Genomic DNA, 23,921 nt, shown 5'->3' on the forward strand with positions numbered 1-23,921 from the left:
TCAGGCCACCTTCTTGGCGTTCTCGAGGGCCTTGGCCAGGTCCTCCAGGAGCGGGGCGCACTTGGCGTACGAGTAGATCGGCTCGGTCACCCGCGGGATGACCTGGCCGGCCTTGACGGCGGGCAGCGCGGCCCAGGTCGGCTTCGACTTCAGGGCCTCCGGCTGCAGGGCCGAGGTGCGGTTGTCGAGCATGATGATGTCGGCCGCGTACTTGTCGACGTTCTCCCAGCTCAGGCCCTCGAACCAGCCGCCCTGGTCCAGCTTGGTGGGGGTCACGACGGTGACGCCGAGCTCCTGGAAGTACAGGGTGTCGGTCGGCCGGACCGGGGTGGAGACGTAGAACAGGTCGGGGGAGCCGGAGCCGATCAGGACCTTGATGTCCTTCTTGCCCTTGGCGGCCTTGCGGACCCGCTCGGCCGCGGCCTCGAAGCGGGCCTTGTCGGCCTTGATCTGCGCGGTCTGCACGTCGGCGCCGAGCGAGGCGGCGAGGTCGGCGTGGCGCTGGAGCACGGTGGGCATCGACTTGTCGGCGGCCCACAGGGCGACGCTCGGCGCGATCTTGAGGATCTTGTCCTTCTGCTCCGCCGGGACGTACCAGAGGTCGTTCTTCTCCCACATGTCGGTGATGAGGAGCTCGGGCTGGAGCTTGAGGTACTCCTCGATCTTGAACTCGCCCCAGACGTTGCCGATGACCTTGACCTTGGCGATGTCGAGGTCGCCCGCCTGGACGTCCGGCTTCTTCTCCTTGGTCTTCGGGTCCTCGACGTAGGTCGGGCCGAACACGCCCGCCACCTCGACGCCGAAGTCCTTCAGGGCGGCGGCCATGCCGGTGAAGGCCACGATGTTCTTCGGGGTGGCCTTGGTCTCGACGGCCGTGCCCCGGTCGTCGGTGAACTTCCACGGACCGGACTTCTCCGACGGCTTGGCGGCCGAGCCGGCGTCCTTGCTGTCACCGCCGCCGCACGCGGCGAGCGCGGCGCCGAGCCCGAGGGCGCCGCCCGCGGCCAGCAGGCCGCGACGGGTGAGGGAAGTGGCTCGGGCGTTGCTGGGCATGGCGGTTCCGCTCTCGTGCGTGCCGGAGGGATCCGGCCTGGTCCAAGTCAAAGGTAGGTTAGCCTAACCTCATATTGACTTGTCCAGGGGGTGCCCCTCAGGGGCTGCCGCCGGGTGCCGCTGACGGTGGGGGAGCGCCGCACTTCACGGGGGGATGAAGAAGCACGGCGCTCCGCCCACCTGGGAGGTGCGCAGGCCGTTGCGCACCCATGGCACAGAGTGCCGCCCCCGGCTCGAATCTCGCTCGGGCCCCGTCGCCGCCCCGCTCGGCGGACGCTGACGGCCCGTCGGAGCCCCGCTCAAGCCGCCTTCGAGGACGGTTGCCTACCTTCACAGCCCTGAGACGGCAGCGAGACGGCGGCGAGACGGCGGCGAAGGGAGCCCCCGGTGGGCGATCGGTCCAGGAAGTGGCTGCGGGTGCTGTGGCGCGACGCCCAGGTGGGCCTCACCGCGCTGGGACAGGGGTTCGGGCTCTACACCGTCCCCGAGTGCTACGGATATCTCCCGGTGTACGGGGGCGGTGCCCCGGATCCCCGGGTCGCGCCCGACCCGTGGCGCGCGGCCGGGCCCAGGCCCGGGCACCCGGAACGGCTCGTCGACGCGGGCGCCGAGGGCGGGATGAGCGCCGAGGAGGCCGTGCTGTGGGCCCAGTTGGCCGAGGTGTGGGACGGCGCGGACCCCTCGTTCAGGACGCCACCACGACCGCCGAGGCCACGTCCGCGTCATGAGTGAGCGACAGCTGCCATGAGGTGATCCCGAGGCCCGCCGCCAGGGCGGCCGCGGTGCCCCGCACCCGCAGCACCGGACGGCCGCCCGGCGCGGTCCGCACCTCCACGTCGTGCCAGCGCAGCCCGCCGGGCGCGCCCAGGCACTTGGCCACGGCCTCCTTGGCGGCGAACCGCGCGGCCAGGGAGGCCGTGGCACGCCGTGCCCCGGACGGGCCGCGCAGCTCGTCCGGGGTGAAGAGCCGTTCGGCGAGCCCGGGGTTGCGTTCCAGGGCGGTGCCGAAGCGGGAGATGGCGGCGACGTCGATGCCGATCCCGGCGATGGGCGAGCGGGGTGCGGGTGCCGTCGGGTCCGCACCCGCGCCCCCGCCCGTACGTGAGCGTCGTCCCGCCCGGCCGGCCACGGCTCCGGCCAGCGCGGCGAGTCCGGCCGCCAGGCCGTCGAGGCACCGGTCCCACCGGGTCCCGCCCTTGTCCCGCTCCCGGGATTCCGGGGATCCCGCGGATCGCTTGGGTCGCTTGGGTCGCTTGGGTCGCTTGGGTCGCATGGGCGGCACGCTGGCACCGGTGGCTCGACGACGGCTCGAAGGTCAGGCCGGTGCCTCCGACTTGGCACCCGGGCCGCCGGGACCGCCAGGTCCGCCGGGGCCGCCAGGTCCGCGCGCCTCCAGCTTGCCGTCCTTCATCAGGAGCGCCAGGACCAGGCCCACCACGAGCACCGGCACCGCCGACAGGAACACGGTGCCGAGCGCGTCGCCGTAGGTCTGGGCGACCGCCGCGACTGTCTCCGGCGGGAAGTCGGCCGCCTTCGACGGGTCCCAGTCGCCGCCGGTGACGCTGCGCGCGGTGTCCGGCGGCAGCAGCTCGGCCGCCTTCGTCGCGATCCGGGCGTTCAGGATGGAGCCGAAGACCGTGGCGCCGAACGCGGTGCCGAGGTTGCGGGCCAGGCCGACCGTCGAGGTGGTCACGCCCATGTGTTCGCGCGGCGAGGTGGTCTGCGCGACCAGGGTGGTGACCTGCGAGGACAGGCCGACGCCGATGCCCATCACGGCGAGCAGCGCGGCGACCGCCGCCGAGCCGGTGTGCGCCGGGTCGAGCGAGAGCAGCAGCGCCGCCACCGCGGCGAGCGCGGTGCTGGCCACCGGGAACCACTTGTAGCGACCGGTCTTGGCGATCACCTGGCCCGCCACCACGGTGGCGAGGGCCATGCCGATCATCGCGGGCAGGAACAGCAGCCCGGTCTCGGAGGCGCTGACCCCGTTCACGGTCTGCAGGAACAGCGGTACGAAGTTGACGCAGCCGAAGAAGGCGAAGCTCACCGCGAAGGCCACCGTCACACAGATGGTGAAGGTGCGGTCGGCGAACAGGCCGAGCGGCACGATCGGTTCGGGCGCCGACCGCTCCCGTACCACCCAGCCGACCGCGAGCAGCACCGCGGCCACGCCGATGCCGAGGACCACCGGGTCGCCCCAGCCGTCCCGCCCCGCGAAGTCGGTCGCGAGGACCAGCGCGGCGATCAGCGCGGTGAGCAGCGCGGTGCCCGGGTAGTCGACGCGCGGGCGGGCGCTCGAACGGGTCCCGGCGGGCAGCAGCAGTCGAATTCCAGCCAAAGCCAGCAGGCCGAGCGGAATGTTCACGTAGAAGATCCACCGCCAGCCGAGCTGGTCGGTGAGCACTCCGCCGACGAGCGGCCCGGCCAGGTTGGCGAGCACCATGACACCCGCGAAGAACCCTTGGTACTTGGCCCGCTGCCGGGGCGGCATCAGGTCTCCGAGCACGGAGAACGCGCTCACCTGGAGCCCGCCGCCGCCCAGTCCCTGGAGCGCCCGGAAGACGATCAGCCACTCCATCGAGCCCGCCGCGCCGCAGGCGATCGAGCCGATCAGGAAGATGACGATCGCGGACAGATAGACGGTACGGCGGCCGAACAAGTCGCCGAGTTTGCCGTAGATCGGCATGGCCACGCTGAACGTGAGCATGTACGCCGTGAACGTCCAGCTGTACAGATCGAGGGCGCCCAGCTCGGCGGTGAGCCGGGGTCCCGCGGTCGCGACGATCGACTGGTCGAGCATCGACATGGCGCTCGTCAGCAGCAGCGACGCGAGGAGCAGGGGGAAGCGTGGCGGCAAGGGGCGTTCCGGAGCTGCGCCGGGCGCTGCGCCGGGGGCCCGCCCCTGGGGGCCCCCGCTGGGTGCGGTCATCGTCGTTCCTCCACTGGTCAGGGCGCATGTAGGTTTGTTCATCAATTACATGCTTTCCTCATATGAATGCCCTGTGTAGCGTAACCTTGAAACCGGGCACCGCCGCCACGGTTTTCCCGGAGGCTCCCTGGTGGGCTGCGTTTGTCGAGTGCAGCTCAAGCGGAAGTCAAGTGATCCACCTCACGCTCACGAAGTGCATCAGGCCGTAAGAGATGCAAGCCACGGGAGGGGCAGTGCTGCAGATCGGGTTACTGGGAACCCTGCAAGTCGTGCACGACGGCGTGAACGTGACGCCCTCCGCTCCAAAGGTCCGGCAGGTGCTCGCGCTGCTGGCGCTGCGGGCCAACAGCACCGTGCCCCTGCACCAGCTCGTCGAGGAGCTCTGGGAGGAACGACCACCGTCCAGCGCCGCCACGACCCTGCAGACGTACATCTACCAACTGCGCAAGCTGCCGGGCCTGAGCCTGGAGACCACCCCCGGCGGGTACCGGCTCTCGGTGCCGCAGGGCTCGCTGGACAGCATGCGCTTCACCGAACTCGCCGACCTCGGACGCACGGCCATGGAGGACGGCCGGGTCACCGAGGCCGCCGACCTGCTGCACCGGGCGCTCGCCGTCTGGCGCGGCCCCGCGCTCAGCGACCTCACCCCCGGCCCCATCGTCGGCATCGACGCCCTGCGGCTCGCGGAACAGTGCTACGAGGTCCTTGAGGAGCGCATCGACGCCGATCTGCTGCTCGGCCGCCACCACCGGCTGATCAGCGAACTCACCGCGCTCGCCGCCGACAACCCGACCCGGGAGGGGCTGCACGCCAAGCTGATGCTGTCGCTCTACCGGGCGGGCCGCCGGCCGGACGCCCTGGAGGTCTTCCAGCGCATCCGCCGGGTCCTCATCAGGGAACTCGGCCTCGAACCCTGTTCCGAGCTCCAGTGGCTGCACCAGCAGGTCCTTGCCGGGGACCGCGGGCTCGACCTGCCGGCCGGACGCGCCGTCGGTCACCCCGCGCACCCGCCCGCCGCCCCGCAGGCCCCCGTCAAACTCCCCGCCGACGTCCCGCTCATCGGCCGGGACGCCGAACTCGCCAAGGTCGGCCGGATGCTCCGCGAACCGGCCGTCCAGGGCCCGAAGTGCGTGTGCGTGGCCGGGGCCCCCGGCGTGGGCACCACGTCCTTCACCATCGCCCTCGCCCACCGGCTCGCCGACGCCTTCCCGGACGGACGGCTGTACGCCTCCTTCGGCGACCCGGCCGCCTCCAGGACCGTCGAGGACGTCCTCGGGGAACTCCTGGAGGCCGTCGGCCACGCCCGCGCCGCACTGCCCGCCGGGCAGCCCGAGCGGGCCGCGCTGTTCCGCGCCTGGACCGCCGGACGCCGGGTGCTGCTCGTCGTCGACCACGTCTCCGCCGCGCACCAGATCACCGACCTGCTGCCGGAGGACACCGGCTCCGCCGTCCTGGTGGCGGGCTACCGGCGGCTGTACGGCGGGCACTTCGGCGCCCCGGTCGACCTGCTGCCGATCGGGCCCGAGCAGTCGCTCGAACTGTTCCTCGGCGCGCTCGGCCGCGAACGGCTGCTCGGTGAGGGCTCGTCCCGCGCCATGCTCGACCTGTTCGGCGGCCTGCCCGGGCCGATGGCCGAGGCGGTCGGACTGCTCGAACTCCGCCCGCACTGGTCGGTCCGCCAGCTCGTCGACTGGATGAGCCGGGACCGGCCCGCGTCCCCCACCCACCAGCGGCCCCATCCCTTCCACCACGTCCGGCGCCGCTGCGGCGGACTCGACCCCCGGGTCGGCGACGCCCTCGCCAAGCTGGCGGGTGAGGACGGCGAGGTGCTCACTGTCGAACAGGCCGCCCGGGTGCTCGGACTCGGCCCCGACGTCACCGAGGAACTCCTGGAGGAACTCGTCGAGTTCTTCCTCCTGGAGGTCGACCTGGTCAGGGACGGCTCCTCCGAGCGCTTCTTCCAGTACCGGATGCCGCCGCTGCTGCGGATGGCGCTGCGCACCGTCGCCGTCGGCGCGCTCGCCTGATCCCCACCGCACCGGCCGTACGCACCCGCTGAACCACCCGTACCACCCGTGTCACCGGAACCACCCGCAGACGTTCCGTACCGCCGCACCTGTCCCCCATGCCCGAAGGGGGCGCCCCGACCGGGGCGCCCCCTTCGCGCGTACCTGGACCGCGCGGACTCCGCGGACCTCACAGGTCGACGCCGCCCCCGTGCGCCACCAGCCAGGTGTTCACCTGCAGGGCCATCTCGATGTTCATCCGGTGCAGCCAGTCCTGCGCGTTCGCCTCGCCCGCCGGGCCGACCACCGCGCGCGCCTTGTCCAGATCCAGCAGCGCCCGCACCGGCGCCGCCGGATCGTCGAGCACCTCGGCGAACTCCGCGTGCAGCGCCTTGGTGTAGGTGGCGTCCTGGCTCACCGGGAACGGCGCCTTCGGCCGCTCAAGGACCTGCTCCGGCAGCAGATCGGCGACCGCCGCCCGCAGCAGGCTCTTCTCCCGGCCGTCGAAGGTCTTCAGCTCCCACGGGATGTCGTACGCGTACTGCACCAGCCGGTGGTCGCAGAACGGCACCCGCACCTCGAGACCCGAGATCATGCTGAGGCGGTCGTTGCGCTCCAGGAGCCGCGGCAGCCAGTGGGTGAGGTGCAGATGGCAGATCTCCCGGGCCCGGCGCGCCTCGGCCGACTCGCCGGGCAGCCGCGGGATCTCCGCCATCGCCTGCGCGTACCGCTCCGCGTAGTAGCCCGGCATGTCGAGCCTGGCCGCGAAGGCGGGGGAGAGCAGGCCCTGGCCGAGCCCGTCCCGGGTGCCCGGGTGCCATTGCTCGAACGCCACCCACGGGAACTGCGCCTCGTCGGCCAGGTCCGGGATGTGCACCCAGCTGTAGCCGCCGAAGATCTCGTCGGCGCTCTCCCCGGTCAGCGCCACCTTGGAGTGCCGGCTCACCCCGGCGAACGCCCGGTAGGTGGAGGTGTCCATGTCGCCGAACGGCGCCGGCACGTCCTGCGCCCGCAGCACCTCGCGGCGGGCCGCCGGGTCGATCAGATCGGCGGTGCTGAGCTCGATCTCCAGGTGGTCCGCGCCGATGTGGTCGGCGACCGCGCGGGCGTACGGCGCGTCCGGCGCGCTGCGCACCAGGTCCGCCTTGAAGTCGTCGCTGTAGCCGCTGTAGGTGACGGTGGTGGTACGGATCGGGTCGCCGCCCCCCGCCTCGCGGGCCCGGGCCGCGAGGGCGGCCACCGCGCTGGAGTCCAGGCCGCCGGAGAGCAGCACGGACAGCGGCACGTCGGCGACCAGCTCGCGGGCGACGCTGGCCTCCAGGAGCTCGCGCACGGTCCTGACGGTGGTGTCGAGGTCGTCCTCGTGCGGGCGGGCCTCCAGCTGGAAGTACCGGCGCAGCACGGTCCGGCCGTCGGCGCCGTACGTGAGGGTGTGGCCGGGCGGCAGGTCGCGGATGTCGCGGTAGACGCTCTCGCCGGGCGCGCGGGCCATCGAGAACAGCACCCGCAGTCCGTCGAGGTCGACGGCGTCGGAGACCGCCGGGTGGGCGAGCAGCGTCTTGGGCTCGGAGCCGAAGACCAGGCCGGACGCGGTGGCGGCGTAGTAGAGGGGCTTGATGCCGAAGCGGTCGCGGGCCAGGAACAGGGCCCGGCGGCGCGGGTCCCAGACGGCGAGGGCGAACATCCCCTCAAGGCGGCTGACGCACTCCTCGCCCCACTCCAGATAGGCGTGCAGCACCACCTCGGTGTCGCTGCGGGTGGTGAACCGGTGGCCCAGGGAGGCGAGTCGGGTGCGCAGCTCGGGGAAGTTGTAGATCTCCCCGTTGTAGGTGAGGACGACGGCGTGCGCCGGGTCGTCCGGGGCTCCGACGGGCGGCGCGGCCATCGGCTGGAGGCCGCTGGCCACGTCGATCACCGCCAGTCGGGTGTGCACCAGGGTGGCCGGACCCGAGGTCCGCACCCCCCGGCCGTCCGGGCCGCGGCAGGCCATGGTGTGCGCCATTGCCTCCGCGAGCCCGGGCTCCTCCGTGTCCGGGCCGCCCTCGCGGCGGACCCAGCCTGCGATGCCGCACATGCGGTGCTCCTTCCGTGCTGTCGGTTGCCCTGGCGGTAAAGATCCCGGGGGGCGCTCGAAGCCGTGTGGAGCGGCGCTGGACCGGTGAGCGGCCCGGCACGGAGGGGCCGCGGACCGGCCGCGGTGGCGCTTCAGGCGGTTCAGGCGGTGGTGGTGCTGGTGCTGGTGCGGCGGAAGGCCGGCACGAGGATCGCGCCGACGACGAGGTGGAACAGGACCAGGGTGATCTTGTTGCCCGCGGTCAGGCCCGCGCCGAAGACCGGCGCGAACAGCGAGAGCACCAGGATCACGACGGCGACCACGGTCCAGATCGCGCGGGCGCGGCCCGCGGCGAACTTCTCCAGGAGGGCCAGCAGGCCCCAGCCGAGGAGCCCGATCACGGCGACGCCGATGACGACGGCGGGGAAGGGGAGCGGGGTGCTGGTGGTGGATCCCGGGCCGTCGGGGGTCCGCAGGTCGATGTCGAACGCGGAGTGGGCGAGCAGCCAGATCAGGGCGTCGACCACGACGGCGGCGACGACGGCGAGCGCGCGGACGCGCGCGGGGCTCGTGGTGGTGGTGGCGGTCATCTCGGGCCTCCTTCAGGGGCTCCGGCAGGAACGCGGTAGTTGATTGCCAGATGTATATGTGTGACTTCCGCACATGATGTTCTCACGTCAAAGAATGTCTCGTCCAGTCACATGCAGGTAACCTGGAAGCCGTGAGCGCCCCGGACACGATCAACCAGACCCGCCCCGAACAGGGGGCCGAGTACGACGCCGCCGACGCGGCCGTCGTCGACCCGACCGTGCTCGACGCCGTGGAGTCCGCGATGATCCGCATCCGTCGCAGGCAGTCCCGGCGCAGCCTGGCCAGGCCCGTCGTCATGGGCCTCACCGAGCCGGTCGACCTCAACACGCTCGCCGTCGTCGACGCCGTCGACGAGGGCGCGGGCGAGGACGGCCGTGACGTCACCGTCGGCTTCGTCGCCGACCGGCTGGCCATAGACCCGTCACGGGCCAGCCGGATCGTCGCCGAAGCGGTCCGCTCCGGCTTCGTCCGCCGGGTGGCCTCCCAGGAGGACGGGCGGCGCAGCTGCCTCGAACTCACCGAGGTCGGCCGCGAGGCCGTGACCGCCGCCCACCGCACCCGGCAGGGCTTCTACTCGGTCGTCCTCGGCGACTGGGACGCCGACGACCAGCGCGACTTCGCCCGCCTCCTCACCAAGTTCGTGCACTCCCTGGACGACGCCGGGCGTCGCTGACGGTCCGTCGCCCGGCGCGCCCGCTCGCCCAGCGCCCTTCGCGGGAGCGTCCACCGGCCTTCGAGGCGGCTTCGAGCCACCCCGGCGACGCTGGACTCACCACAACCCCGCAACCGACGGCGCATCCGAGCCCCCGCAGCCGTGGGGCGTCCGCGCCTGTCTTGAAGGAGGCGCGACGGTGAGTACCACCGACCGGACAGACCAGCGGCCCGCGACCGGACCCGCCGACGGCGGCACCCCGCCCGCCGCCCCCGCGGCCCCCGAGGCGCGGCGGGCCAGGACCGGGGCCGCCGCCAAGGCCGCCGCGGCGGCGCCCGTCCGGCCCCCGGCCGCCGTCGGCTGGGCCTACGCCATGGTGATCGTGGCCACCCTCGCCGCCATCGCCAGCAACGTCTTCGAGATCGCCCACCAGGTCGAGACCGGCGTCGCCGGTGCCGCCACCACCGGCGACCTCGCGCTCACCATCGCCTTCTGCGCCCTGTTCGGCTTCTTCGCCGAGATGCTGCGCGCGGGCCGCCAGTGGGGCCGGGTGCTGCTCACCATCTTCACCGCGCTCGGCCTGGTCTTCACCGGCCTCGGCCTCGCCGGACTCGGCGGCCGCCCGCTGGTCGGCCCGCTCCAGGCGAGCCTCGCCGTGGCCAGCCTCATCCCCTCCGTCGTCGGCCTGGTGCTGCTCTTCGTGCCGTCCGTGAACGCCTGGATGGCCGAGGTCCGCGAGAACAGCCGGATGATCACCCAGCGGATGCGCAAGCTGGTCCTCACCTGCCACGTCGCCATCTCGGTCGGCTGGCTCGGCCTGGTCACCGGCATGTTCGCGATGTCCGTCGCGGGCGCCACCACCGGCGACGCCGAGCAGCAGGCCGCCATGTACCGGACCATGTCGCTGCTCGACGAGATCTTCCTCGGCATGACCAGCATGTTCGCCCTGATCACCGGCATCGTCGTCGGCGCGGGCACCAAGTGGGGCCTGCTGCGCCGCCGTTGGGTGTCCGTCAAGTTCTGGTGGACGATGGGCGTGATGGTGCTCGGCTTCTCCGTCATCCACCAGCTCATCCTCAAGGCCAACGAGCTGGTCGCGGCCGGGGCGCCGACCCGTGGCGGTGAACTCGACTCGGTGGGCTGGGCGATGGCCGCCTCCGCGTTCGTGGCGCTCGCCAGCCTGGTCGCGATGACCACCATCTCCACCTACAAGCCCTGGGGCCTGACCAAGCGCGGCCGGGCCGCCGCCGCGCACACCCCGCGCGCCGGAGCGGCCGCCGGGCGCTGACCCCGCCCCGTACCCCCTTCGTACCTCGCGTACGGCCCCGTACCGAAGGCCGCCGGATCGCCCGGCGGCCTCGTGCCCTGCCACCGACCTCCACCGAGCCCTGCCACCGACCTCCACCGAGCTCGCCCCGAAAGGACGACCGGCCACCATGACCACGACCCACCCCGTCATCCGGGACACCCAGGAGCTGCGGCACAGCCGCCTCCTGGGTCTCGGCGTCCACCGCCCCGAGCGGTCCGTGCCCAACACCGAGATCGCCGAGCGCACCGGCCTCGACCCGGCCTGGATCGAGAGCCGGTCCGGCATCCGCACCCGGCGCTACGCCTCCGCCGAGGAGACCCTGCCCGCCATGGCGAGCACGGCCGCCGAGAAGGCGCTCGCCGCCGCCGGGATCGGCGCCGACCAGGTCGGCACCGTCATCGTCGCCACCATCACCTCCATGGAGCAGATGCCGGCGGTGGCCGTCGAGGTCGCCCACCGGATCGGCGCCCGGCAGGCCGCCGCCTTCGACATCTCGGCCGCCTGCGCCGGGTTCTGCCACGCCGTGGCGCTCGCCAACGACCTGGTACGCCTTGGCCGTTCGGACTACGTCCTGGTGATCGGCGCCGAGCGGATGACCGACATCCTCGACCACGCCGACCGCGACACCGCCTTCCTGTTCGCCGACGGCGCCGGTGCCGTTCTCGTCGGTCCCGCCGAGGAGGCGGGCATCGGCCCGGTCGTCTGGCAGGCCGACGGCTCGCGCAACGCGGCCCTGAAGATGACCGACCCCTGGCACGACGGCACCGGCGAACGGCCCGACGGGCGGCCCGCCATCACCATGTCCGGCTGGAAGGTCTACCGCTGGGCCACCAACGAGATCGTCCCGGCCGCCCGCAAGATGCTGGAGCTCGCCGGGGTGACCGTCGACCAGCTCGACGCGTTCATCCCGCACCAGGCCAACATGCTCATCACCGACGTCGTCGTCGAGCAGCTCGGCCTGTCCGACCGCACCGCCGTCGCCCGCGACATCGTCACCAGCGGCAACAGCTCCGCCGCCTCCATCCCGATGGCCATGGAGGAGCTGCTGTCCTCCGGCAAGGCCCACTCCGGCGACCTCGCGCTGCTCATCGGCTTCGGCGCGGGCCTGGTCTACGCGGGCCAGGTCGTCCGGCTGCCCTGACCCTCCCCGTACGGCACAAGGGCGCCCGGAGCCAGCAGGCTCCGGGCGCCCTGTCGTGCTGTCCTGTTCCCCGCCCGCCATCGCCCCGCCCCGCACGCCGAAGCGCCGCGGCGGGCCCGGGGCCCACCACGGCGCTTCGGTGGCTGGTGCTCACACGCCCTAGTACGCGGCGAGCACCTCGAACAGCGCGAACGGGCTGGGCCGTTCGGTGTCCTGGAACGGCCGCAGCGGCGAGGTCGTGCCGCGGTGCGCGGAGCCCGCCTCCCAGTCGCGGAAGGCCGCCATCGACTCCCACTCGCTGAGCACGGCGTACGCGCCCTGGTCCGTCATGATCCGCAGCAGCTCGTTGCCGAGCAGCCCCGGGGTGCCCGCCAGGTCCTTGCTGATCCGGTGGTACGCCTCCGTCACCGCGTCCACCGCCGCCGGGTCGGCCGGGGACGGCCGCAGGTGCAGCATGATCCGCACCCGGCCCGCCGCCCCGCTCATCCGGCGGCCTCCACCAGCCGCATCATCGCCAGCGAGCCGCCGGACCGGTACGGGTGCAGCTTCTCGCGGTGCGCCACGTGCTCCGGGCTGCGCTCGAAGGTCAGGAACGAGTCCATGTCCGTCCAGTCGCTCACCACGAAGTACACCGACTCCTCACCGGGCTTCGCGCTGCGCGCCAGGCTGTGCCCGAGGTTCGCGGACTGCGCCGTGACCTCCTTGCTGCCCTCCGACCACACCCGCTCGAAGTCCTCCTCCATGCCCGGGTTCACCTGCACGGTGAGCAGCACCCGGAACGACCCCGCCGGGGCCGCCATCTCAGACGCCCCCGTCGACGTGCAGGGTCTCGCCGTTGACGTACGTGGACAGGTCGCTCGCCAGGAACAGCACCGCGCCCGCGATCTCCTCCGGGCGGCCGAACCGGCCGAGCGCCATCATCCGCAGGTAGCGCTCGTTGTACGCGGCCCGCTGCTCGTCGGTCAGCTCGTCCGGCTCCGAGGTGTCGATGACACCGGGGGCGACCACGTTGAAGCGGATGCCCTTGCCGCCCAGCTCCTTGCACAGCGAGCGGGTCAGACCGATCAGACCGGCCTTGGAGGCCGTGTAGTGGCCGCGCAGCGGGATGCCCGCCATCGCGCCGCGCGAACCGATGTTGATGACCGAGGAGCCCTCGCGGAGCAGCGGCAGCGCCTTGCTGATCACCATGAACGGGCCGGTGAGGTTGGTCGTGACGACCCGCTCCCACTCCTCGAACGGCAGCTGCGCGAACGGGATCTGGCTGATCACACCGGCGTTGTTGACCAGCACGTCCAGCGTCTCGAAGCGCTCCCGGCAGGCGGCGAGCACCAGCTCCACGCCCTCCGCGGTGCCGACGTCGGCGCGCACCAGGGCGTGGTCGCCGCCGATCTCCTTCAGCTCGCGGGCCAGGCTCTCGACGGCCTCGCCCTCCTGCCGGTAGCAGGTCACCACGGTGGCGCCGGCCTTGGCCAGGGCGAGCACGGTGGCCCGGCCGATGCCCCGGCTGCCGCCGGTGACCAGCGCGTTCTTGCCGACCAGTCGAAGTTCCATGTCGTGTTCTCCGTTCTCGGGGTACGGGAATGCGTCAGGGGTGTCAGGAGGCGTCGGGCAGCGGCAGCGGGCGGCACTCCAGGACCGCCCAGCGGCCCGGCACCGGCTCGCCGACCAGCTCGAAGCCCGCCGTCGCGAGCAGCTCGCGCCACTGCGCCTCGGAGCGCTCCCGGCCGCCGAAGCGGACCAGCATGTCCAGGTCGAGCAGCTTGCCGCGGTCCCACTCGTTGGCCGGGCCGACCAGGAACTCGCAGATCAGCAGGCGGCCTTCGGGGTTGTCGGCGAGCGCCTCGTGGATCCGGCCGAGGATCGCGGCGGCCTTCTCGTCGTCCCAGTCGTGCAGCACGGCCTTCAGGACGTAGGCGTCGGCGCCCTTCGGCAGCGGCGCGAAGAAGTCACCGGGCACCACCTCGACCCGCTCGGTGACCCCGGCCTCGGCGAACGCCTTGGCGGACTCGGCCGTCACCGACGGACGGTCCACCAGGACCCCGCGCACCGTCGGGTGCTGGGCGAGGAGTTCGGCGAGGAACAGGCCGCGGCCGCCGCCGATGTCGGCGATCCGCCCGTACTGCCCGAAGTCGTAGCCGTCGAGCAGCATCCGCGAGGTGGCCCGGCTCATCCCGGTCATCGCCCGGTCGAACAGGGCGCCCGCGCGCGGCTCCCGCTCCAGGTGCTCGAAGAAGGTGTGCCCGTACGCGGCCTCGAAGGCGGGCTCGCCGGTCCGCACCGTGTGCAGCAGCTGCCCGTACGAGCGCCACAGCATCTCGTCGCCGTTGTAGAGCACCATGTCCCGCTGGCTGCCGGGGGTGCCGGACCTCAGGCAGGCGGCCACGTCGTTCAGCGCGTAACGGCCGTCGTCCTCCTGGACGAACACGCCGAACGCGGCGGCCACCCGCAGCACCCGGCCCAGCGCGTCCGCGTGGCTCTCGGTGCGCTCGGCCAGCTCGGCGACGGTCAGCGGGCCGTCCGCCAACTGGTCGGCGACGCCCAGCTCGGCGACCACGTGCAGCACCCGGGAGATCCGTTTGCCGTCGGTCAGCAGCAGCAGCCGTACGTGGGGCGGCAGCGCGGCGGTCATCGCCGGGCCGACCACACCGGTCATGGTGTCCACACCTTCTCCTAGGTAGAGGCGGTACGAGGGGGAGCGGGGGTACGAGGGGGAGCGAGGGGTACGGCGAGGGAGCGGGGTACGGCGGCGGAGCGCGGGTCAGATCAGGACGCCGGCCGCGCCGACGTTCGCGACCAGCGCCGCCACCGCCAGCGAGCCGCGCACCCGGTTCCACCGGATCCACCGCTCGCGCGGGTCGCGCCGCTCGAAGTCCGCGGGCAGCGCCTGCGGGTCGAGCGTCGACAGCCAGCGGTTGATCGGCACGTTCTTGGTCAGCGACACCGTCATCGCGGCGCCGAGCAGCAGCGCCCCGAGCCCCGCGAGCACCCGCACCGACATCAGCGGCGCGGTCACCACCAGGGCCAGGTCGCACAGCAGACAGCTCAGCAGCGAGATCGGCATGAACGGGTCGAAGCGGGTCACCAGACCCTTGTGCACCGGGACGTACATCCCGGTCGGCAGGGTGGTGAACAGCGGTGCCGCGAGCACCGAGATGGCGAGCCCGCCTGCCGCGAGCCCACCGGCGAGCAGCGCCAGGGGCATGAGTATCCGCATCGGGTCCACCACGCATCACCCTTCCGAAGCCGCCGCCGCGCCACGCGGCGGACCACTGCGACGACTCTCGGATCCGCAGGTCGAAAGGGACTCGAAGACCGCTCGACCGTGCCGCGCCCGGCTTGTCGACGCCCCCGTCGAGCACCCCTCCACAGCGAATCGAGCAGGTGGGAGCAGGGTGGCGAGGACATCGAACCGCGGACCGGGAGTCGTGATGCTTGAGGAAGTGCTGAGCGGGGTCGTGCTGATCGGAACGGGGACCGTCACGGGCATCTTCGTGGCCGTCCTGGTCAGCGTGGGTCCCGCCATGTCGGCGATGGGCCGCGCCGACTACCTGCGCGCCCATGCCCTGCTGGGCAAGGGCTACCACCCGATGATGCCGATCCTCGTCAACGTGGTGACCATCAGCGGATTCGTGCTCGGCTGGCTCGCGGAGTCACCCGGCAACGTGCTGTTCCCGGCCGCCTCCGTGCTGCTCATCGGCGTGCAGGCGGTCTCGCACCTCGGCAACGTGCCGATCAACCGCTCGCTGAGCCGGCTCGCCGCCGACGGCCCGTGGGAGGACCCGCGGCCGCTGTGGCGCGCCTGGCACCGGCTGCGTACGGCCCTCGCCGCGCTCGCCCTGACGGCCGCGACCTTCGCGGTACTCGCCACCCCCTGAACCACCCGCACCCGTACGTCTCTAGGAGGAGAACCGCCATGCCACTCGACGCCATCACCTACCGGGTCAGGCCCGGCTGCGAGGAGGACCTGCGGGAGGTGTTCGCGCCGCACAACTTCACCCGGGTCGACTCGCCCGTCATCAAGGACGACGCGGGCGGCACCGTCGGCATGCTGCTCGGCACCGGTCTGTTCGTGCAGGACGACACGGTGATCCGGGTGATCCACCACGACGGCGTCAGCGCCGCCCGGGTGGCCCGCCACATGTCGGTGCAGTCCGGCGTGCACGAGGCGGAGCGGGCGATCCTGCCGTTCCTCGTCGAGCCGCGCGACACCGAGACCCCCGAGGGCTTCCGGCAGCACTTCCACCGCAGCCTGATGACCGCCCTCGAACAGCACAGCCCCGACGAACGCCCCGCCGCGGGCACGGTCGCGCTCCGCCACCAGCTGCGGGCGGGCGCCGGGGTCGCGCTCGAACGCGAGCGGGGCACCGTCAACCGCAAGGCCAGCCTGCTGCTCTCGCCGGACCACCCGACGATCGTGCGCACCGCGCTGTTCCTGCACCAGGACACCCTGGTGCGGGTGGTGCAGTACGACGGGCACCCGTACGACGTCGTCGGCTACCTCACCGACGTCTGCTACGCGCAGGACGCCGACGCCTGGCTCCAGCCCTACCTGGCCGAGCCCAAGCGGCCCGACCACCCCGACGCCTACCTGGCCCTGGTGCACGAGCAGGCCATGGTGTCCGTCGCGCACATGTCCGTCCTGGGGGTGGACTGATCGGACCGTTGAACGCCAACCGCCGCCGGGCCCTGGCCCGGCGGCGGTTGGCGTTGGTCGTCGGCCCCGCGGGGTTCCCCCCGCGCCGTCACACCTCGGGGTGGTCGAACCACTCACCGAGCTTGGTGCCCATCAGCGGGCTGCCGCGCAGCTTCAGCTTGCCCGTCAGGAACGCCTTCGCGCCGGGCAGCTTGCCGACACCCATCGCCATCATGTCGGGGAACTTGATCCCGATGGTGATGTCCGGGCTCTCGTGCTGGCCCTTGTCGGTGTGGCACGTGCCGTTCTCGACGTGCACGTAGTGGAGCTTCTGCCCCTCCGTGGACGCGATGTCGAACTGGAAGACGCCCTTCTGCCCGGCCGCCTTCGCCGGGTTGAACTCCGACACGAGGAGCTCGAACACCAGCGTAAGGGCCGCGTCGAGGCCGCCCTCGCGCTCGGCGACCGCCGCCTCCAGCTTCTTCGACGGCACCTCCTCGACCAGCTCGATCAGCTCGGTCACCTGTTCCTGCTGCACACTCACCGGTTCCTCCTGGAACTCGACGTCGGACGGTTTCGGTCGGAACGGTTCAGGACCCGGCCGCGGTACGGGCGGCGGCCGGGGTGCTCCCGTGGAGCGGTTCGAGCAGGTGCATCTCGCCGCCGGCCCGCATCGGCCACAGCCTTTGCAGGTACGCCTGCTGCTCCGGGCTCTGCTCGAAGGCCCGGAAGGACGGCTCGTCGGTCCAGTCGGTCAGGACCGTGAAGGCGCCCGGCTCGCCGGTCAGCCGGAGCAACTGCTGGCCGTGGTTGTCGGGGAAGGTGCGGACGGTCTCGGCGTGCCCGAGCCACAGCTCCTCGAACGCCGCCTCCTGACCGTCCTTGATCCGGATCTGGAGCAGCACCCGCAGCCCCGCCGCCGCGGCCGCGGGGCCGCTCACGACCGCACCGCCCCGGCCGCCGCCTGCTCGACCAGGCCCTTGATCCGGTCCATCTCGCGCCGGGTGTTGGTGTTCAGGCGCTCGGCCATCTCGGCGTCGCCGAACGGCAGCCCCTCACGGACCTCGAACTCCTGGCGCCAGCGCATCGCGACACCCGCGCCGGTCTGCTCGTACGTCCAGTGCAGGTTCATGAACACGAACGGGCCGGTCTCGATCCGCCGGGCGCGCACGGTCCTGGTCACCGGGTCCGGGGTGCGCTCGGACACCCAGCTCCACACCTGGCCGTTCTCGTCCGGGTGCAGGGTGAGCCGGAAGCGCAGGGTGGCCCCGTCCCGCTCCAGGATCTCCGCCGCCGCGTACTCGGTGAACAGGCTCGGCCAGGACTCGACGTCGTTCGTCATGTCCCAGACCAGGTCCATCGGGGCGTCGATGACGACGCTGTTGTCGGTGGCGGTCATGTCAGGCCGCCGCGAGGCTGTTGTTGACGTACGCGATGACGGCCTGCGGCGAGTTCATCTCCTCGATGGCCTCGTCCGGGATCTGCAGGCCGTACTCCCGCTGGATCTGGCTGGCGATCTCCAGGACCGCGAGGGAGTCGTAGCCGATGTCGGTGAACTCGACGGCGAGGTGCTCCTCGGTGAGCTCCTCGGTCTCGCCGGTGCACCGGCTCATGATCTCCTTGAGGTCGCCGAAGGTCATGGTGGTGCTGCTCATCTGTTCCTCCTGGGGACGGGAAGCGGTACGGGGAGTGGGTCGGTCGTACGGGGAGCGAGCGGGCCGTACGGGGAGAGCGAGCGGGTCAGACGGTGCGGCGCAGCACGAGCGCCGCGTTGAAGCCGCCGTAGCCGCGGCTCAGCACCAGCGCGGTGCGCAGCCGGGTCTCCCGGGGCCAGTCGGTCACCAGGTCGAGCTGGTGCGCGCGGTCCGGACGTATGTTCACCGACGGCGGGATGACCTGGTCGCGGAGCGCCAGCGCGGCCGCCGCCGCGTCGAGCGCCGCGCCCCCGGCGTACAGCCGGCCGGTCATCGTCTTCGGCACGGTCACCGGCACCCCGGCCGGGCCGAAGACCGCGGTGATCGCCGCCGCCTCCTGCCGGTCGAGCTCCGGCACGCCGTACCCGTCGGCGAACACCACGTCGATGTCGGCGGGCACCATCCCGGCGTCCGCGAGGGCCAGGTCGATCGCCCGCCGCAGCCCCGGCGGACGCTCGGAGCCGGGGCGCGGGTCCATGGTGGCCGCGTATCCGGCGAGCTCCGCGTACAGCCGCGGCGCGCCCCGCAGTTCGGCGTCCGCGCGGGACTCCACGGTCAGGATGGCGCCGCCCTCGCCGGGCACGTACCCGCCGCCGGCCGGGTCGAACGGCAGGAAGGCGTGGTCCGGGCGGTGGTCCTCGCTGAGCCTGCCGTTGCTGAGCTGGCAGACCAGGCCGTACGGGGACAGCGAGGCGTCGGTGCCGCCGGAGACCACCAGCTTGGTGCCCTTGGCGAGCACCCGGCGGGACTGGGCGAGCGCGTCCAGGCCACCGGCCTGCTCCGAGCAGACCACGCTGCACGGGCCGCGCATGCCGTGCCGGATCGACAGCTGGCCGGTGGTCGCCGCGTAGAACCAGGCGATGGCCATGTACGCGCCGACCGCCTGCGGGCCCTCCGCGTACAGCTTCTGCAGCTCGCGCTGGCCGAACTCGACACCGCCGGAGGAGTTGGCGGTGATCACGGCCATGTCCAGGTCGGCGAACGAGCCGGTGTCCACCGCCGCGTCGGCGAGCGCCTGGTTGGTCGCCGCGAACGCGTACTGGGTCATCGGGTCGGTCTCGCTGACCAGCCGCTGCGGGGCGTGGTCGTTCGGGTCGAAGCCGTCGGCCTCGCCCGCGACCCGCACCGGGTAGCGCGCCGGGTCGAAGCGGGTGATCGGGCCGAGCCCGGACTTGCCGTCCAGGGTGGCCTGCCACCACGCCTCACGGTCCAGGCCGTTGGGGGCGACGACGCCGATCCCGGTGATGACGGGGGTGCTGGCGCCGGTGGTGTTCGCGCCGGTGGTGTTCGCGCTCATCGGGCCGACCTCCTCGGCGAGGTGAGGACGACGGCGCTCTGGAAGCCGCCGAAGCCGCTGCCGACGCTGAGGACCACGTCGAGCTCCGCCTCGCGCGCGGTGCCCGGCACGTAGTCCAGGTCGCACTCGGGGTCCGGCTCCTCGTAGTTCGCCGTCGGCGGGATCGCGCCCCGGTCCATCGCGAGCGCGCTGGCCGCGATCTCGATCGAGCCGATCGAGCCGAGCGAGTGCCCGACCATCGACTTGATCGAGCTGACCGGGATGTCGTACGCGTGGTGCCCGAGGCTCCGCTTGTAGGCGGCGGTCTCGTGCCGGTCGTTCTGCTTGGTGCCGCTGCCGTGGGCGTTGGCGTAGTCGATCTCCTCCGGGTTGATCCTGGCCTCGTCGAGCGCGGCGGTGATCGCCTCGCCCATCTCGCGGCCGTCCGGGCGCAGACCGGTCATGTGGAAGCCGTTGGCGCGGGCCGCGTAGCCCGCCACCTCGCAGTAGATCCGGGCGCCCCGGGCGATCGCCCGCTCCCGCTCCTCGATCACGAAGACCGCGGAACCCTCGCCGAGGACCAGCCCGTTGCGCCGCCGGTCGAACGGCTTGCACGCGGTCTCCGGGTCGTCGTTGCTGGTCGAGGAGGCCCGCAGGGTGTCGAAGCAGGACACCGTGATCGGGTAGATCGGCGCGTCGGTGGCACCGGCCACCATCACGTCGGCCGAGCCCTCGCGGATCAGGTCCACCGCGTAGCCGACGGCGTCGATGCCCGCGCAGCAGCCGGAGCTGACCACCGTCGAAGGCCCCTCCGCGCCCGCCGCCCAGGCCACCTCGGCGGCCAGCGAGCTGGACATCACGTACGAGTACAGATGCGGCTTCATGTACCCCTGGTCGACCAGCCACTGGCGGCCGTTGTCGCTGACCGCGCGGTACTCCTGCTCCATGGAGATCGCGTTGCCGACGCCGTTGCCGATGCTGACGCCGACCCGGTGAGGATTCTCCGCGTCCATGTCGATGCCGCTGTCGGCGAGCGCCTCACGGGCGGCGACCAGGGCGAACTGGCCGGCCCGGTCGGTGCGCCGGATCTCCTGGAAGGACAGGCCCGCGGCCTCCGGGTCGAAGTCGCACTCCGCGCCGATCCGGCTGCGGAACGGGGACGGGTCGAACAGGGTGATCCGCCGGGTCGCGGTGCGGCCCTTGACGATCATCTCCCAGAAGTTCTCCCGGCCCGGCTGACCGGGGGCGACCACGCCGATCCCGGTGATGACGGCTCTCGCGGTCATCAGGCGCCACCCACCTCGGGCAGGGTGCCCTCGCCGGGCAGCGGCTCGCAGTCGACGTGCCCCAGCTCGGGGCGCGGCGCCAGCGGGCTGAGGAAGAACGCGACGAACGCCTGCTCGTCACCGGGGTTCTCGATCCGGTGCCGGACGCCGATCGGCACCATGAAGGACTCGCCGGGCTCCAGGATCAGCTCCTCGCCGTCGATCCGGAGCAGGATGCGGCCCCGGATCGTGTGGAAGAACTCCTCGGAGTGCGGGTGGTAGTGCTCGGAGACGAACTCCCCGGGCTCCAGCGTGCCGACGCCCATGAACCCCGAGGTCGCGCCACAGGTCTTGGGGCTGAGCAGGACACGCAGGTCGCCGCCGCGCTTGCGGTTCGGCGGCACGTCGTCGATGGCGACCTTGATGAGGTCGGTGGTCTGCATTGGGTGCTCCACAGAAGGGGGACGGGTGCGGCGGACGGCGGTTCAGGGGGTCCAGCTGTAGAAGGACTCGGCCATCGAGTCCTTCGGCTCCCGCCAGTCGGGGGAGTAGGGAGTCATGAACTCCTGCAGCCGGGTGTTGATGTCCTCGTACAGCGGGTGGCTGCGGGCCTGGTAGAGGCTGCCGTTGATGGGCGCCTCGGCCTCCACGAGGTGGAAGTACAGGCCGTGGAAGCGGAACAGCGTGCGCCGCTGCACCCCGATCATGTGCGGGAGTTCGGTCGCGTCGGACTCGGCGAACAGCGCGGCCACCTTCTCCGCGTCGTCGTGGGCCATCCGCGCGACGATGAGTGTGCGATGAGCCATGGATACTCCTCGAACTGCTCGGTACTGCTCGGTACTCCCTGGGGAGCCCTTGGGGAGGTCGCGCCCGGAGCGGTCGGGCGGATCCGGCGGCGTCGAGCGGTTCGGCCCCGCCGGTGTGACGAAGTTGATGATTCACCGGGTGGCTTGAGGCGGAGTCCAGCCCAACTCGACGTCGGATTCGAGCCGTTGCCCCGCTGAGCGGTCACGGGCGGGGTCGGTGGCGGGCCCGTCGGGCTCACGTGGCAGGAGTACGGCGGTGAGCGCGGCCACCGCCGCGAAGCCGGCCAGGTAGCTCCACAGCGGCACCACCCCGACCAGCCGGGACAGCTGCCCGCCGAGCCCCGCGCCGAGCGCCGCGCCCAGGTAGAACAGGCCCATCATCCGGCCCCGGTGCCCCTCCGGCGCGGTCTCCGCCGTGCTGCTCAGACCCACCGGGCCGAACACCAGCTCACCGCAGGCCACCCACAGGAACGCGACGAGCAGCCACGCGGGCGACACCAGGCCCGAGCCGGTCGCGCCGGTCCCGTCGCCCCCGCCGTGTTCGGCGAACCAGGCGCCGGTGGCGAGCACCGCGAAACCGACGGCGGCGAACCCGAGCCCGGCCGCGAACTTCCGCCCACCGCCGTGCCGTTCGGTGCCCCGCTGTTCGCCGTGAGACGGGCGCCGCCCGCTGATCCGCAGCCACAGCCACGCGAACAGCGGCGCGAGCAGCAGCAGGAACAGCGGATGCGCCGACTGGAACCAGCTCGCCGGCACCAGGAACCCCGCCACCTCGCGGTCCGTGTGCTCCCGGGCGAACAGGCTGAACACCGAGCCCAGTTGCCCGAACATCGCCCAGAACAGCACCGACGGCGCGAACACCCGCAGATAGCCGCGCACCCGGGCGCGCTCCACCGCCCGCAGCTCGCCGCCGCGCAGCAGCCGCCGGAAGTACCAGACCGGCGCGAGGAGCGAACCGAGCCCGCACAGCGCGAGCACCGGATGCAGCGCCGCCCCGCCCGCCGCGAGCGCTCCCGCCGCGAGCAGCACCGCGAGCACGAGGGCCGCCCAGCCGCCGCGCACCAGACGGCGCATCGACTCCGGCGGCAGCGGACGGCTCGGCCCGGTCCTGGCCCCGCGCAGGGTCGGCGCCCCGCGCAGGTACTGCAGCACCCCGAAGGTCATCCCGACGGCCGCCGCCCCGAAGCCCAGGTGCCAGGCGACCCGCTCCCCGAGCGCGCCCGTCACCAGCGGCCCGATCAGCGCGGAGACCTGCACGCTCATGTAGAAGAGGGAGAACGCGGCCTGCCGCTGGGCGCTCGACGCGCCCGGGTTCATCTGGTCGAAGATCACCGGCAGATTGGGCTTGAGCAGCCCGGTGCCGCAGGCCACCAGCATCAGCCCGACATAGAACGCGGTCTGCGCCGGGATCGCCATGCAGGCGTGCCCGGCGGCGATCACCACCGCGCCCGTCAGCATCGCCCGATGGGTGCCGAGCACCCGGTCGCCGAGCCAACCGCCCGGCATCGCGGCCAGGAACGACGCCGAGATGTAAAGCCCGAACAGGGCGCCCGCGGTGCCGTCGGAGAGCCCGAGCCCGCCCTCGGCACGGGGCGCCGTCGCGTACAGGAAGAGCAGCGCCTGCATCCCGTAGAAGCTGAACCGCTCCCACATGTCGGTCAGGAACAGGGTGCTGAACCAGCGCTCGCGGAACATCGACCGCAGCGGCCGGTCCGCCGCCGCCACCGACGGCGCGGTCTCCGGCCGGGCATCGGACGCCGACGTGGTCACAGCGCGATGCCGCCGTCGATCTGCACGACCTGGCCGGTGATGTAGTCGGCCGCGTCGGACAGCAGGAACGCGACGAGCTCGGCGACCGACTCCGCCGTGCCGAACCGGCCCATGGCGACCTTGCCGACCGCCGCCGCCCGCGCCTTCTCCGACATCCCGTCCAGCATGTCCGTCTCGATGAAGCCCGGCGCCACCGCGTTCACCCGCACCCCGTACGGCGCGACCTCCTTCGCGAGCGCCCGGGTCAGCCCGTTCAGACCGGCCTTCGCGGTCGCGTAGTTGGTCTGGCCCGGGTTGCCGTACACCCCGATCACCGACGACACGTTCACGATCGCGCCCGCCCGCCGGGTGAGCATCCCGCGCACCACCGCGCGCGTGGTGTGGAAGGCGCCGTCCAGGCTGGTGCCGACCACCGCCTGCCAGTCCGCCGCCGACATCAGCGCCATCGGCCGGTCCTTCAGCACCCCGGCCGAGTTGACCACCGCGTACGGCGCGCCCAGCTTCTCCTCCGCGCCCGCCACGAACGCGCCGACCGCCGCCGGGTCGGTCACGTCGCACACCGCGTGGTGCACGGCCGCCCCCGCCTCCTGGCACAGCCGGGCCGTCTCCAGGGCCGCCTCGTCCGCCGAGCGGGAGCAGAAGCCGATGTCGTGGCCGCCCTCCGCGAGCCGGACCGCGATCGCCCGGCCGATGCCCCGCGAGCCGCCGGTCACCAGCGCAACGCGCCTTCCGGTCATCTTCCCGTC

General features: G+C 72.5%; 27 protein-coding genes. 7 read left to right on the forward strand and 20 right to left on the reverse strand.

Annotated features, from left to right (window positions below):
* Positions 1-1,053 carry an ABC transporter substrate-binding protein gene (locus ACIPXM_RS21970; protein ID WP_401657822.1) on the reverse strand — a complete coding sequence of 351 codons (1,053 nt, stop codon included), beginning with the start codon at positions 1,051-1,053 and terminating at the stop codon, positions 1-3.
* Between the two features lie 387 nt (positions 1,054-1,440).
* Here ACIPXM_RS21970 and ACIPXM_RS21975 point away from each other — a divergent pair, with 387 nt between their 5' ends.
* Complete coding sequence (locus tag ACIPXM_RS21975) at positions 1,441-1,785, forward strand: hypothetical protein (protein ID WP_401657824.1); 345 nt, start codon at positions 1,441-1,443, stop codon at positions 1,783-1,785.
* Here ACIPXM_RS21975 and ACIPXM_RS21980 read toward each other — a convergent pair.
* Both ACIPXM_RS21980 and ACIPXM_RS21985 read right to left on the reverse strand, forming a co-directional pair.
* Entirely contained in the window at positions 1,739-2,101 is a 363-nt protein-coding gene (locus tag ACIPXM_RS21980; protein ID WP_401657956.1) for a holo-ACP synthase, read from the reverse strand. The genes ACIPXM_RS21975 and ACIPXM_RS21980 overlap by 47 nt on opposite strands.
* Positions 2,102-2,368: 267 nt before the next feature.
* Complete coding sequence (locus ACIPXM_RS21985) at positions 2,369-3,907, reverse strand: MDR family MFS transporter (RefSeq protein ID WP_401657826.1); 1,539 nt, start codon at positions 3,905-3,907, stop codon at positions 2,369-2,371.
* A gap of 341 nt (positions 3,908-4,248) precedes the next feature.
* Here ACIPXM_RS21985 and ACIPXM_RS21990 point away from each other — a divergent pair, with 341 nt between their 5' ends.
* Positions 4,249-6,006 (forward strand): BTAD domain-containing putative transcriptional regulator, encoded by a 1,758-nt coding sequence (locus ACIPXM_RS21990; RefSeq protein WP_401657828.1) that lies wholly within the window; start codon positions 4,249-4,251, stop codon positions 6,004-6,006.
* A 169-nt stretch (positions 6,007-6,175) separates the two neighbouring features.
* On the opposite strand, the gene asnB is transcribed toward ACIPXM_RS21990, so the two are convergent.
* Both asnB and ACIPXM_RS22000 read right to left on the reverse strand, forming a co-directional pair.
* Positions 6,176-8,059, reverse strand: a complete 1,884-nt coding sequence (gene asnB, locus ACIPXM_RS21995) for an asparagine synthase (glutamine-hydrolyzing) (protein ID WP_401657830.1) — start codon at positions 8,057-8,059, stop codon at positions 6,176-6,178.
* Positions 8,060-8,199: 140 nt separating this feature from the next.
* Entirely contained in the window at positions 8,200-8,628 is a 429-nt protein-coding gene (locus tag ACIPXM_RS22000; RefSeq protein ID WP_401657832.1) for a DUF6069 family protein, read from the reverse strand.
* Positions 8,629-8,759: 131 nt separating this feature from the next.
* On the opposite strand from ACIPXM_RS22000, the gene ACIPXM_RS22005 reads away from it, so the two are divergent.
* The 3 genes from ACIPXM_RS22005 to ACIPXM_RS22015 all read left to right on the forward strand — a co-directional run bounded on the left by ACIPXM_RS22005 (position 8,760) and on the right by ACIPXM_RS22015 (position 11,731).
* Complete coding sequence (locus ACIPXM_RS22005; RefSeq protein ID WP_401657834.1) at positions 8,760-9,302, forward strand: MarR family winged helix-turn-helix transcriptional regulator; 543 nt, start codon at positions 8,760-8,762, stop codon at positions 9,300-9,302.
* A 178-nt stretch (positions 9,303-9,480) separates the two neighbouring features.
* Positions 9,481-10,569, forward strand: coding sequence for a hypothetical protein (locus ACIPXM_RS22010; RefSeq protein ID WP_401657836.1), 1,089 nt, complete (start codon positions 9,481-9,483; stop codon positions 10,567-10,569).
* A 148-nt stretch (positions 10,570-10,717) separates the two neighbouring features.
* The gene (locus tag ACIPXM_RS22015; protein ID WP_401657838.1) at positions 10,718-11,731 is read left to right on the forward strand and encodes a beta-ketoacyl-ACP synthase 3; all 1,014 of its coding nucleotides are present in this window, start codon (positions 10,718-10,720) and stop codon (positions 11,729-11,731) included.
* 159 nt (positions 11,732-11,890) lie between these two features.
* Here the strand turns inward: ACIPXM_RS22015 and ACIPXM_RS22020 are convergent, their stop codons facing one another.
* From ACIPXM_RS22020 to ACIPXM_RS22040, 5 genes are all read right to left on the reverse strand, one after another.
* Positions 11,891-12,217 (reverse strand): antibiotic biosynthesis monooxygenase family protein, encoded by a 327-nt coding sequence (locus ACIPXM_RS22020; RefSeq protein ID WP_401657840.1) that lies wholly within the window; start codon positions 12,215-12,217, stop codon positions 11,891-11,893.
* A complete protein-coding gene (locus ACIPXM_RS22025) occupies positions 12,214-12,531 on the reverse strand; it encodes an antibiotic biosynthesis monooxygenase family protein (protein WP_401657842.1) in 318 nt (105 codons plus the stop codon). Before ACIPXM_RS22025 ends, ACIPXM_RS22020 begins: the two co-directional genes overlap by 4 nt.
* Position 12,532: 1 nt before the next feature.
* Positions 12,533-13,282, reverse strand: coding sequence for an SDR family NAD(P)-dependent oxidoreductase (locus ACIPXM_RS22030; RefSeq protein WP_401657844.1), 750 nt, complete (start codon positions 13,280-13,282; stop codon positions 12,533-12,535).
* 43 nt (positions 13,283-13,325) lie between these two features.
* A complete protein-coding gene (locus ACIPXM_RS22035; protein ID WP_401657958.1) occupies positions 13,326-14,384 on the reverse strand; it encodes a methyltransferase in 1,059 nt (352 codons plus the stop codon).
* A gap of 105 nt (positions 14,385-14,489) precedes the next feature.
* Positions 14,490-14,945: an anthrone oxygenase family protein gene (locus ACIPXM_RS22040; RefSeq protein ID WP_401657846.1), complete on the reverse strand. Its 456-nt coding sequence runs from the start codon at positions 14,943-14,945 to the stop codon at positions 14,490-14,492.
* A 214-nt stretch (positions 14,946-15,159) separates the two neighbouring features.
* Here ACIPXM_RS22040 and ACIPXM_RS22045 point away from each other — a divergent pair, with 214 nt between their 5' ends.
* Complete coding sequence (locus ACIPXM_RS22045; RefSeq protein WP_401657848.1) at positions 15,160-15,606, forward strand: anthrone oxygenase family protein; 447 nt, start codon at positions 15,160-15,162, stop codon at positions 15,604-15,606.
* A 38-nt stretch (positions 15,607-15,644) separates the two neighbouring features.
* Positions 15,645-16,385, forward strand: a complete 741-nt coding sequence (locus tag ACIPXM_RS22050) for a SchA/CurD-like domain-containing protein (protein ID WP_401657850.1) — start codon at positions 15,645-15,647, stop codon at positions 16,383-16,385.
* A gap of 88 nt (positions 16,386-16,473) precedes the next feature.
* Here ACIPXM_RS22050 and ACIPXM_RS22055 read toward each other — a convergent pair whose 3' ends face one another.
* The 10 genes from ACIPXM_RS22055 to fabG form a co-directional block, all read right to left on the reverse strand.
* Positions 16,474-16,908, reverse strand: coding sequence for an SCP2 sterol-binding domain-containing protein (locus ACIPXM_RS22055; protein WP_401657852.1), 435 nt, complete (start codon positions 16,906-16,908; stop codon positions 16,474-16,476).
* Between the two features lie 46 nt (positions 16,909-16,954).
* Positions 16,955-17,305, reverse strand: coding sequence for a putative quinol monooxygenase (locus ACIPXM_RS22060; RefSeq protein ID WP_401657854.1), 351 nt, complete (start codon positions 17,303-17,305; stop codon positions 16,955-16,957).
* Positions 17,302-17,763, reverse strand: coding sequence for an SRPBCC family protein (locus ACIPXM_RS22065; protein ID WP_401657856.1), 462 nt, complete (start codon positions 17,761-17,763; stop codon positions 17,302-17,304). The genes ACIPXM_RS22060 and ACIPXM_RS22065 overlap by 4 nt, the downstream gene beginning before the upstream one ends.
* A 1-nt stretch (position 17,764) precedes the next feature.
* Complete coding sequence (locus tag ACIPXM_RS22070; protein WP_401657858.1) at positions 17,765-18,019, reverse strand: acyl carrier protein; 255 nt, start codon at positions 18,017-18,019, stop codon at positions 17,765-17,767.
* Positions 18,020-18,104: 85 nt separating this feature from the next.
* The gene (locus tag ACIPXM_RS22075; RefSeq protein WP_401657860.1) at positions 18,105-19,355 is read right to left on the reverse strand and encodes a ketosynthase chain-length factor; all 1,251 of its coding nucleotides are present in this window, start codon (positions 19,353-19,355) and stop codon (positions 18,105-18,107) included.
* Positions 19,352-20,620 carry a beta-ketoacyl-[acyl-carrier-protein] synthase family protein gene (locus tag ACIPXM_RS22080; RefSeq protein WP_401657862.1) on the reverse strand — a complete coding sequence of 423 codons (1,269 nt, stop codon included), beginning with the start codon at positions 20,618-20,620 and terminating at the stop codon, positions 19,352-19,354. Before ACIPXM_RS22080 ends, ACIPXM_RS22075 begins: the two co-directional genes overlap by 4 nt.
* On the reverse strand, positions 20,620-21,042 hold the full coding sequence (locus ACIPXM_RS22085; RefSeq protein WP_401657864.1) for a cupin domain-containing protein: 423 nt from the start codon (positions 21,040-21,042) through the stop codon (positions 20,620-20,622). The genes ACIPXM_RS22080 and ACIPXM_RS22085 overlap by 1 nt, the downstream gene beginning before the upstream one ends.
* A 42-nt stretch (positions 21,043-21,084) precedes the next feature.
* Positions 21,085-21,405, reverse strand: coding sequence for a TcmI family type II polyketide cyclase (locus ACIPXM_RS22090; RefSeq protein ID WP_401657866.1), 321 nt, complete (start codon positions 21,403-21,405; stop codon positions 21,085-21,087).
* Positions 21,406-21,537: 132 nt separating this feature from the next.
* Positions 21,538-23,175 carry a peptide MFS transporter gene (locus ACIPXM_RS22095; RefSeq protein WP_401657868.1) on the reverse strand — a complete coding sequence of 546 codons (1,638 nt, stop codon included), beginning with the start codon at positions 23,173-23,175 and terminating at the stop codon, positions 21,538-21,540.
* Positions 23,172-23,912 (reverse strand): 3-oxoacyl-ACP reductase FabG, encoded by a 741-nt coding sequence (gene fabG, locus ACIPXM_RS22100; protein ID WP_401657870.1) that lies wholly within the window; start codon positions 23,910-23,912, stop codon positions 23,172-23,174. Before fabG ends, ACIPXM_RS22095 begins: the two co-directional genes overlap by 4 nt.
* Positions 23,913-23,921 lie beyond the last annotated feature (9 nt).

The sequence above is a fragment of the Streptomyces sp. NPDC090025 genome, assembly GCF_044748125.1.
Classification (GTDB): domain Bacteria; phylum Actinomycetota; class Actinomycetes; order Streptomycetales; family Streptomycetaceae; genus Streptomyces.

Coding starts and splice junctions, on each gene's coding strand:
- ACIPXM_RS22020 (WP_401657840.1), bottom strand. CDS start 12,217: ATGAGCGGGGCGGCGGGCCGGGTGCGGATCATGCTGCACCTGCGGCCG.
- ACIPXM_RS22025 (WP_401657842.1), bottom strand. CDS start 12,531: ATGGCGGCCCCGGCGGGGTCGTTCCGGGTGCTGCTCACCGTGCAGGTG.
- ACIPXM_RS22000 (WP_401657832.1), bottom strand. CDS start 8,628: ATGACCGCCACCACCACCACGAGCCCCGCGCGCGTCCGCGCGCTCGCC.
- ACIPXM_RS22075 (WP_401657860.1), bottom strand. CDS start 19,355: ATGAGCGCGAACACCACCGGCGCGAACACCACCGGCGCCAGCACCCCC.
- ACIPXM_RS22045 (WP_401657848.1), top strand. CDS start 15,160: ATGCTTGAGGAAGTGCTGAGCGGGGTCGTGCTGATCGGAACGGGGACC.
- ACIPXM_RS22015 (WP_401657838.1), top strand. CDS start 10,718: ATGACCACGACCCACCCCGTCATCCGGGACACCCAGGAGCTGCGGCAC.
- ACIPXM_RS21970 (WP_401657822.1), bottom strand. CDS start 1,053: ATGCCCAGCAACGCCCGAGCCACTTCCCTCACCCGTCGCGGCCTGCTG.
- ACIPXM_RS22085 (WP_401657864.1), bottom strand. CDS start 21,042: ATGCAGACCACCGACCTCATCAAGGTCGCCATCGACGACGTGCCGCCG.
- ACIPXM_RS22065 (WP_401657856.1), bottom strand. CDS start 17,763: ATGACCGCCACCGACAACAGCGTCGTCATCGACGCCCCGATGGACCTG.
- asnB (WP_401657830.1), bottom strand. CDS start 8,059: ATGTGCGGCATCGCAGGCTGGGTCCGCCGCGAGGGCGGCCCGGACACG.
- ACIPXM_RS22030 (WP_401657844.1), bottom strand. CDS start 13,282: ATGGAACTTCGACTGGTCGGCAAGAACGCGCTGGTCACCGGCGGCAGC.
- ACIPXM_RS22035 (WP_401657958.1), bottom strand. CDS start 14,384: ATGACCGGTGTGGTCGGCCCGGCGATGACCGCCGCGCTGCCGCCCCAC.
- fabG (WP_401657870.1), bottom strand. CDS start 23,912: ATGACCGGAAGGCGCGTTGCGCTGGTGACCGGCGGCTCGCGGGGCATC.
- ACIPXM_RS22070 (WP_401657858.1), bottom strand. CDS start 18,019: ATGAGCAGCACCACCATGACCTTCGGCGACCTCAAGGAGATCATGAGC.
- ACIPXM_RS22040 (WP_401657846.1), bottom strand. CDS start 14,945: ATGCGGATACTCATGCCCCTGGCGCTGCTCGCCGGTGGGCTCGCGGCA.
- ACIPXM_RS22080 (WP_401657862.1), bottom strand. CDS start 20,620: ATGACCGCGAGAGCCGTCATCACCGGGATCGGCGTGGTCGCCCCCGGT.
- ACIPXM_RS22050 (WP_401657850.1), top strand. CDS start 15,645: ATGCCACTCGACGCCATCACCTACCGGGTCAGGCCCGGCTGCGAGGAG.
- ACIPXM_RS22090 (WP_401657866.1), bottom strand. CDS start 21,405: ATGGCTCATCGCACACTCATCGTCGCGCGGATGGCCCACGACGACGCG.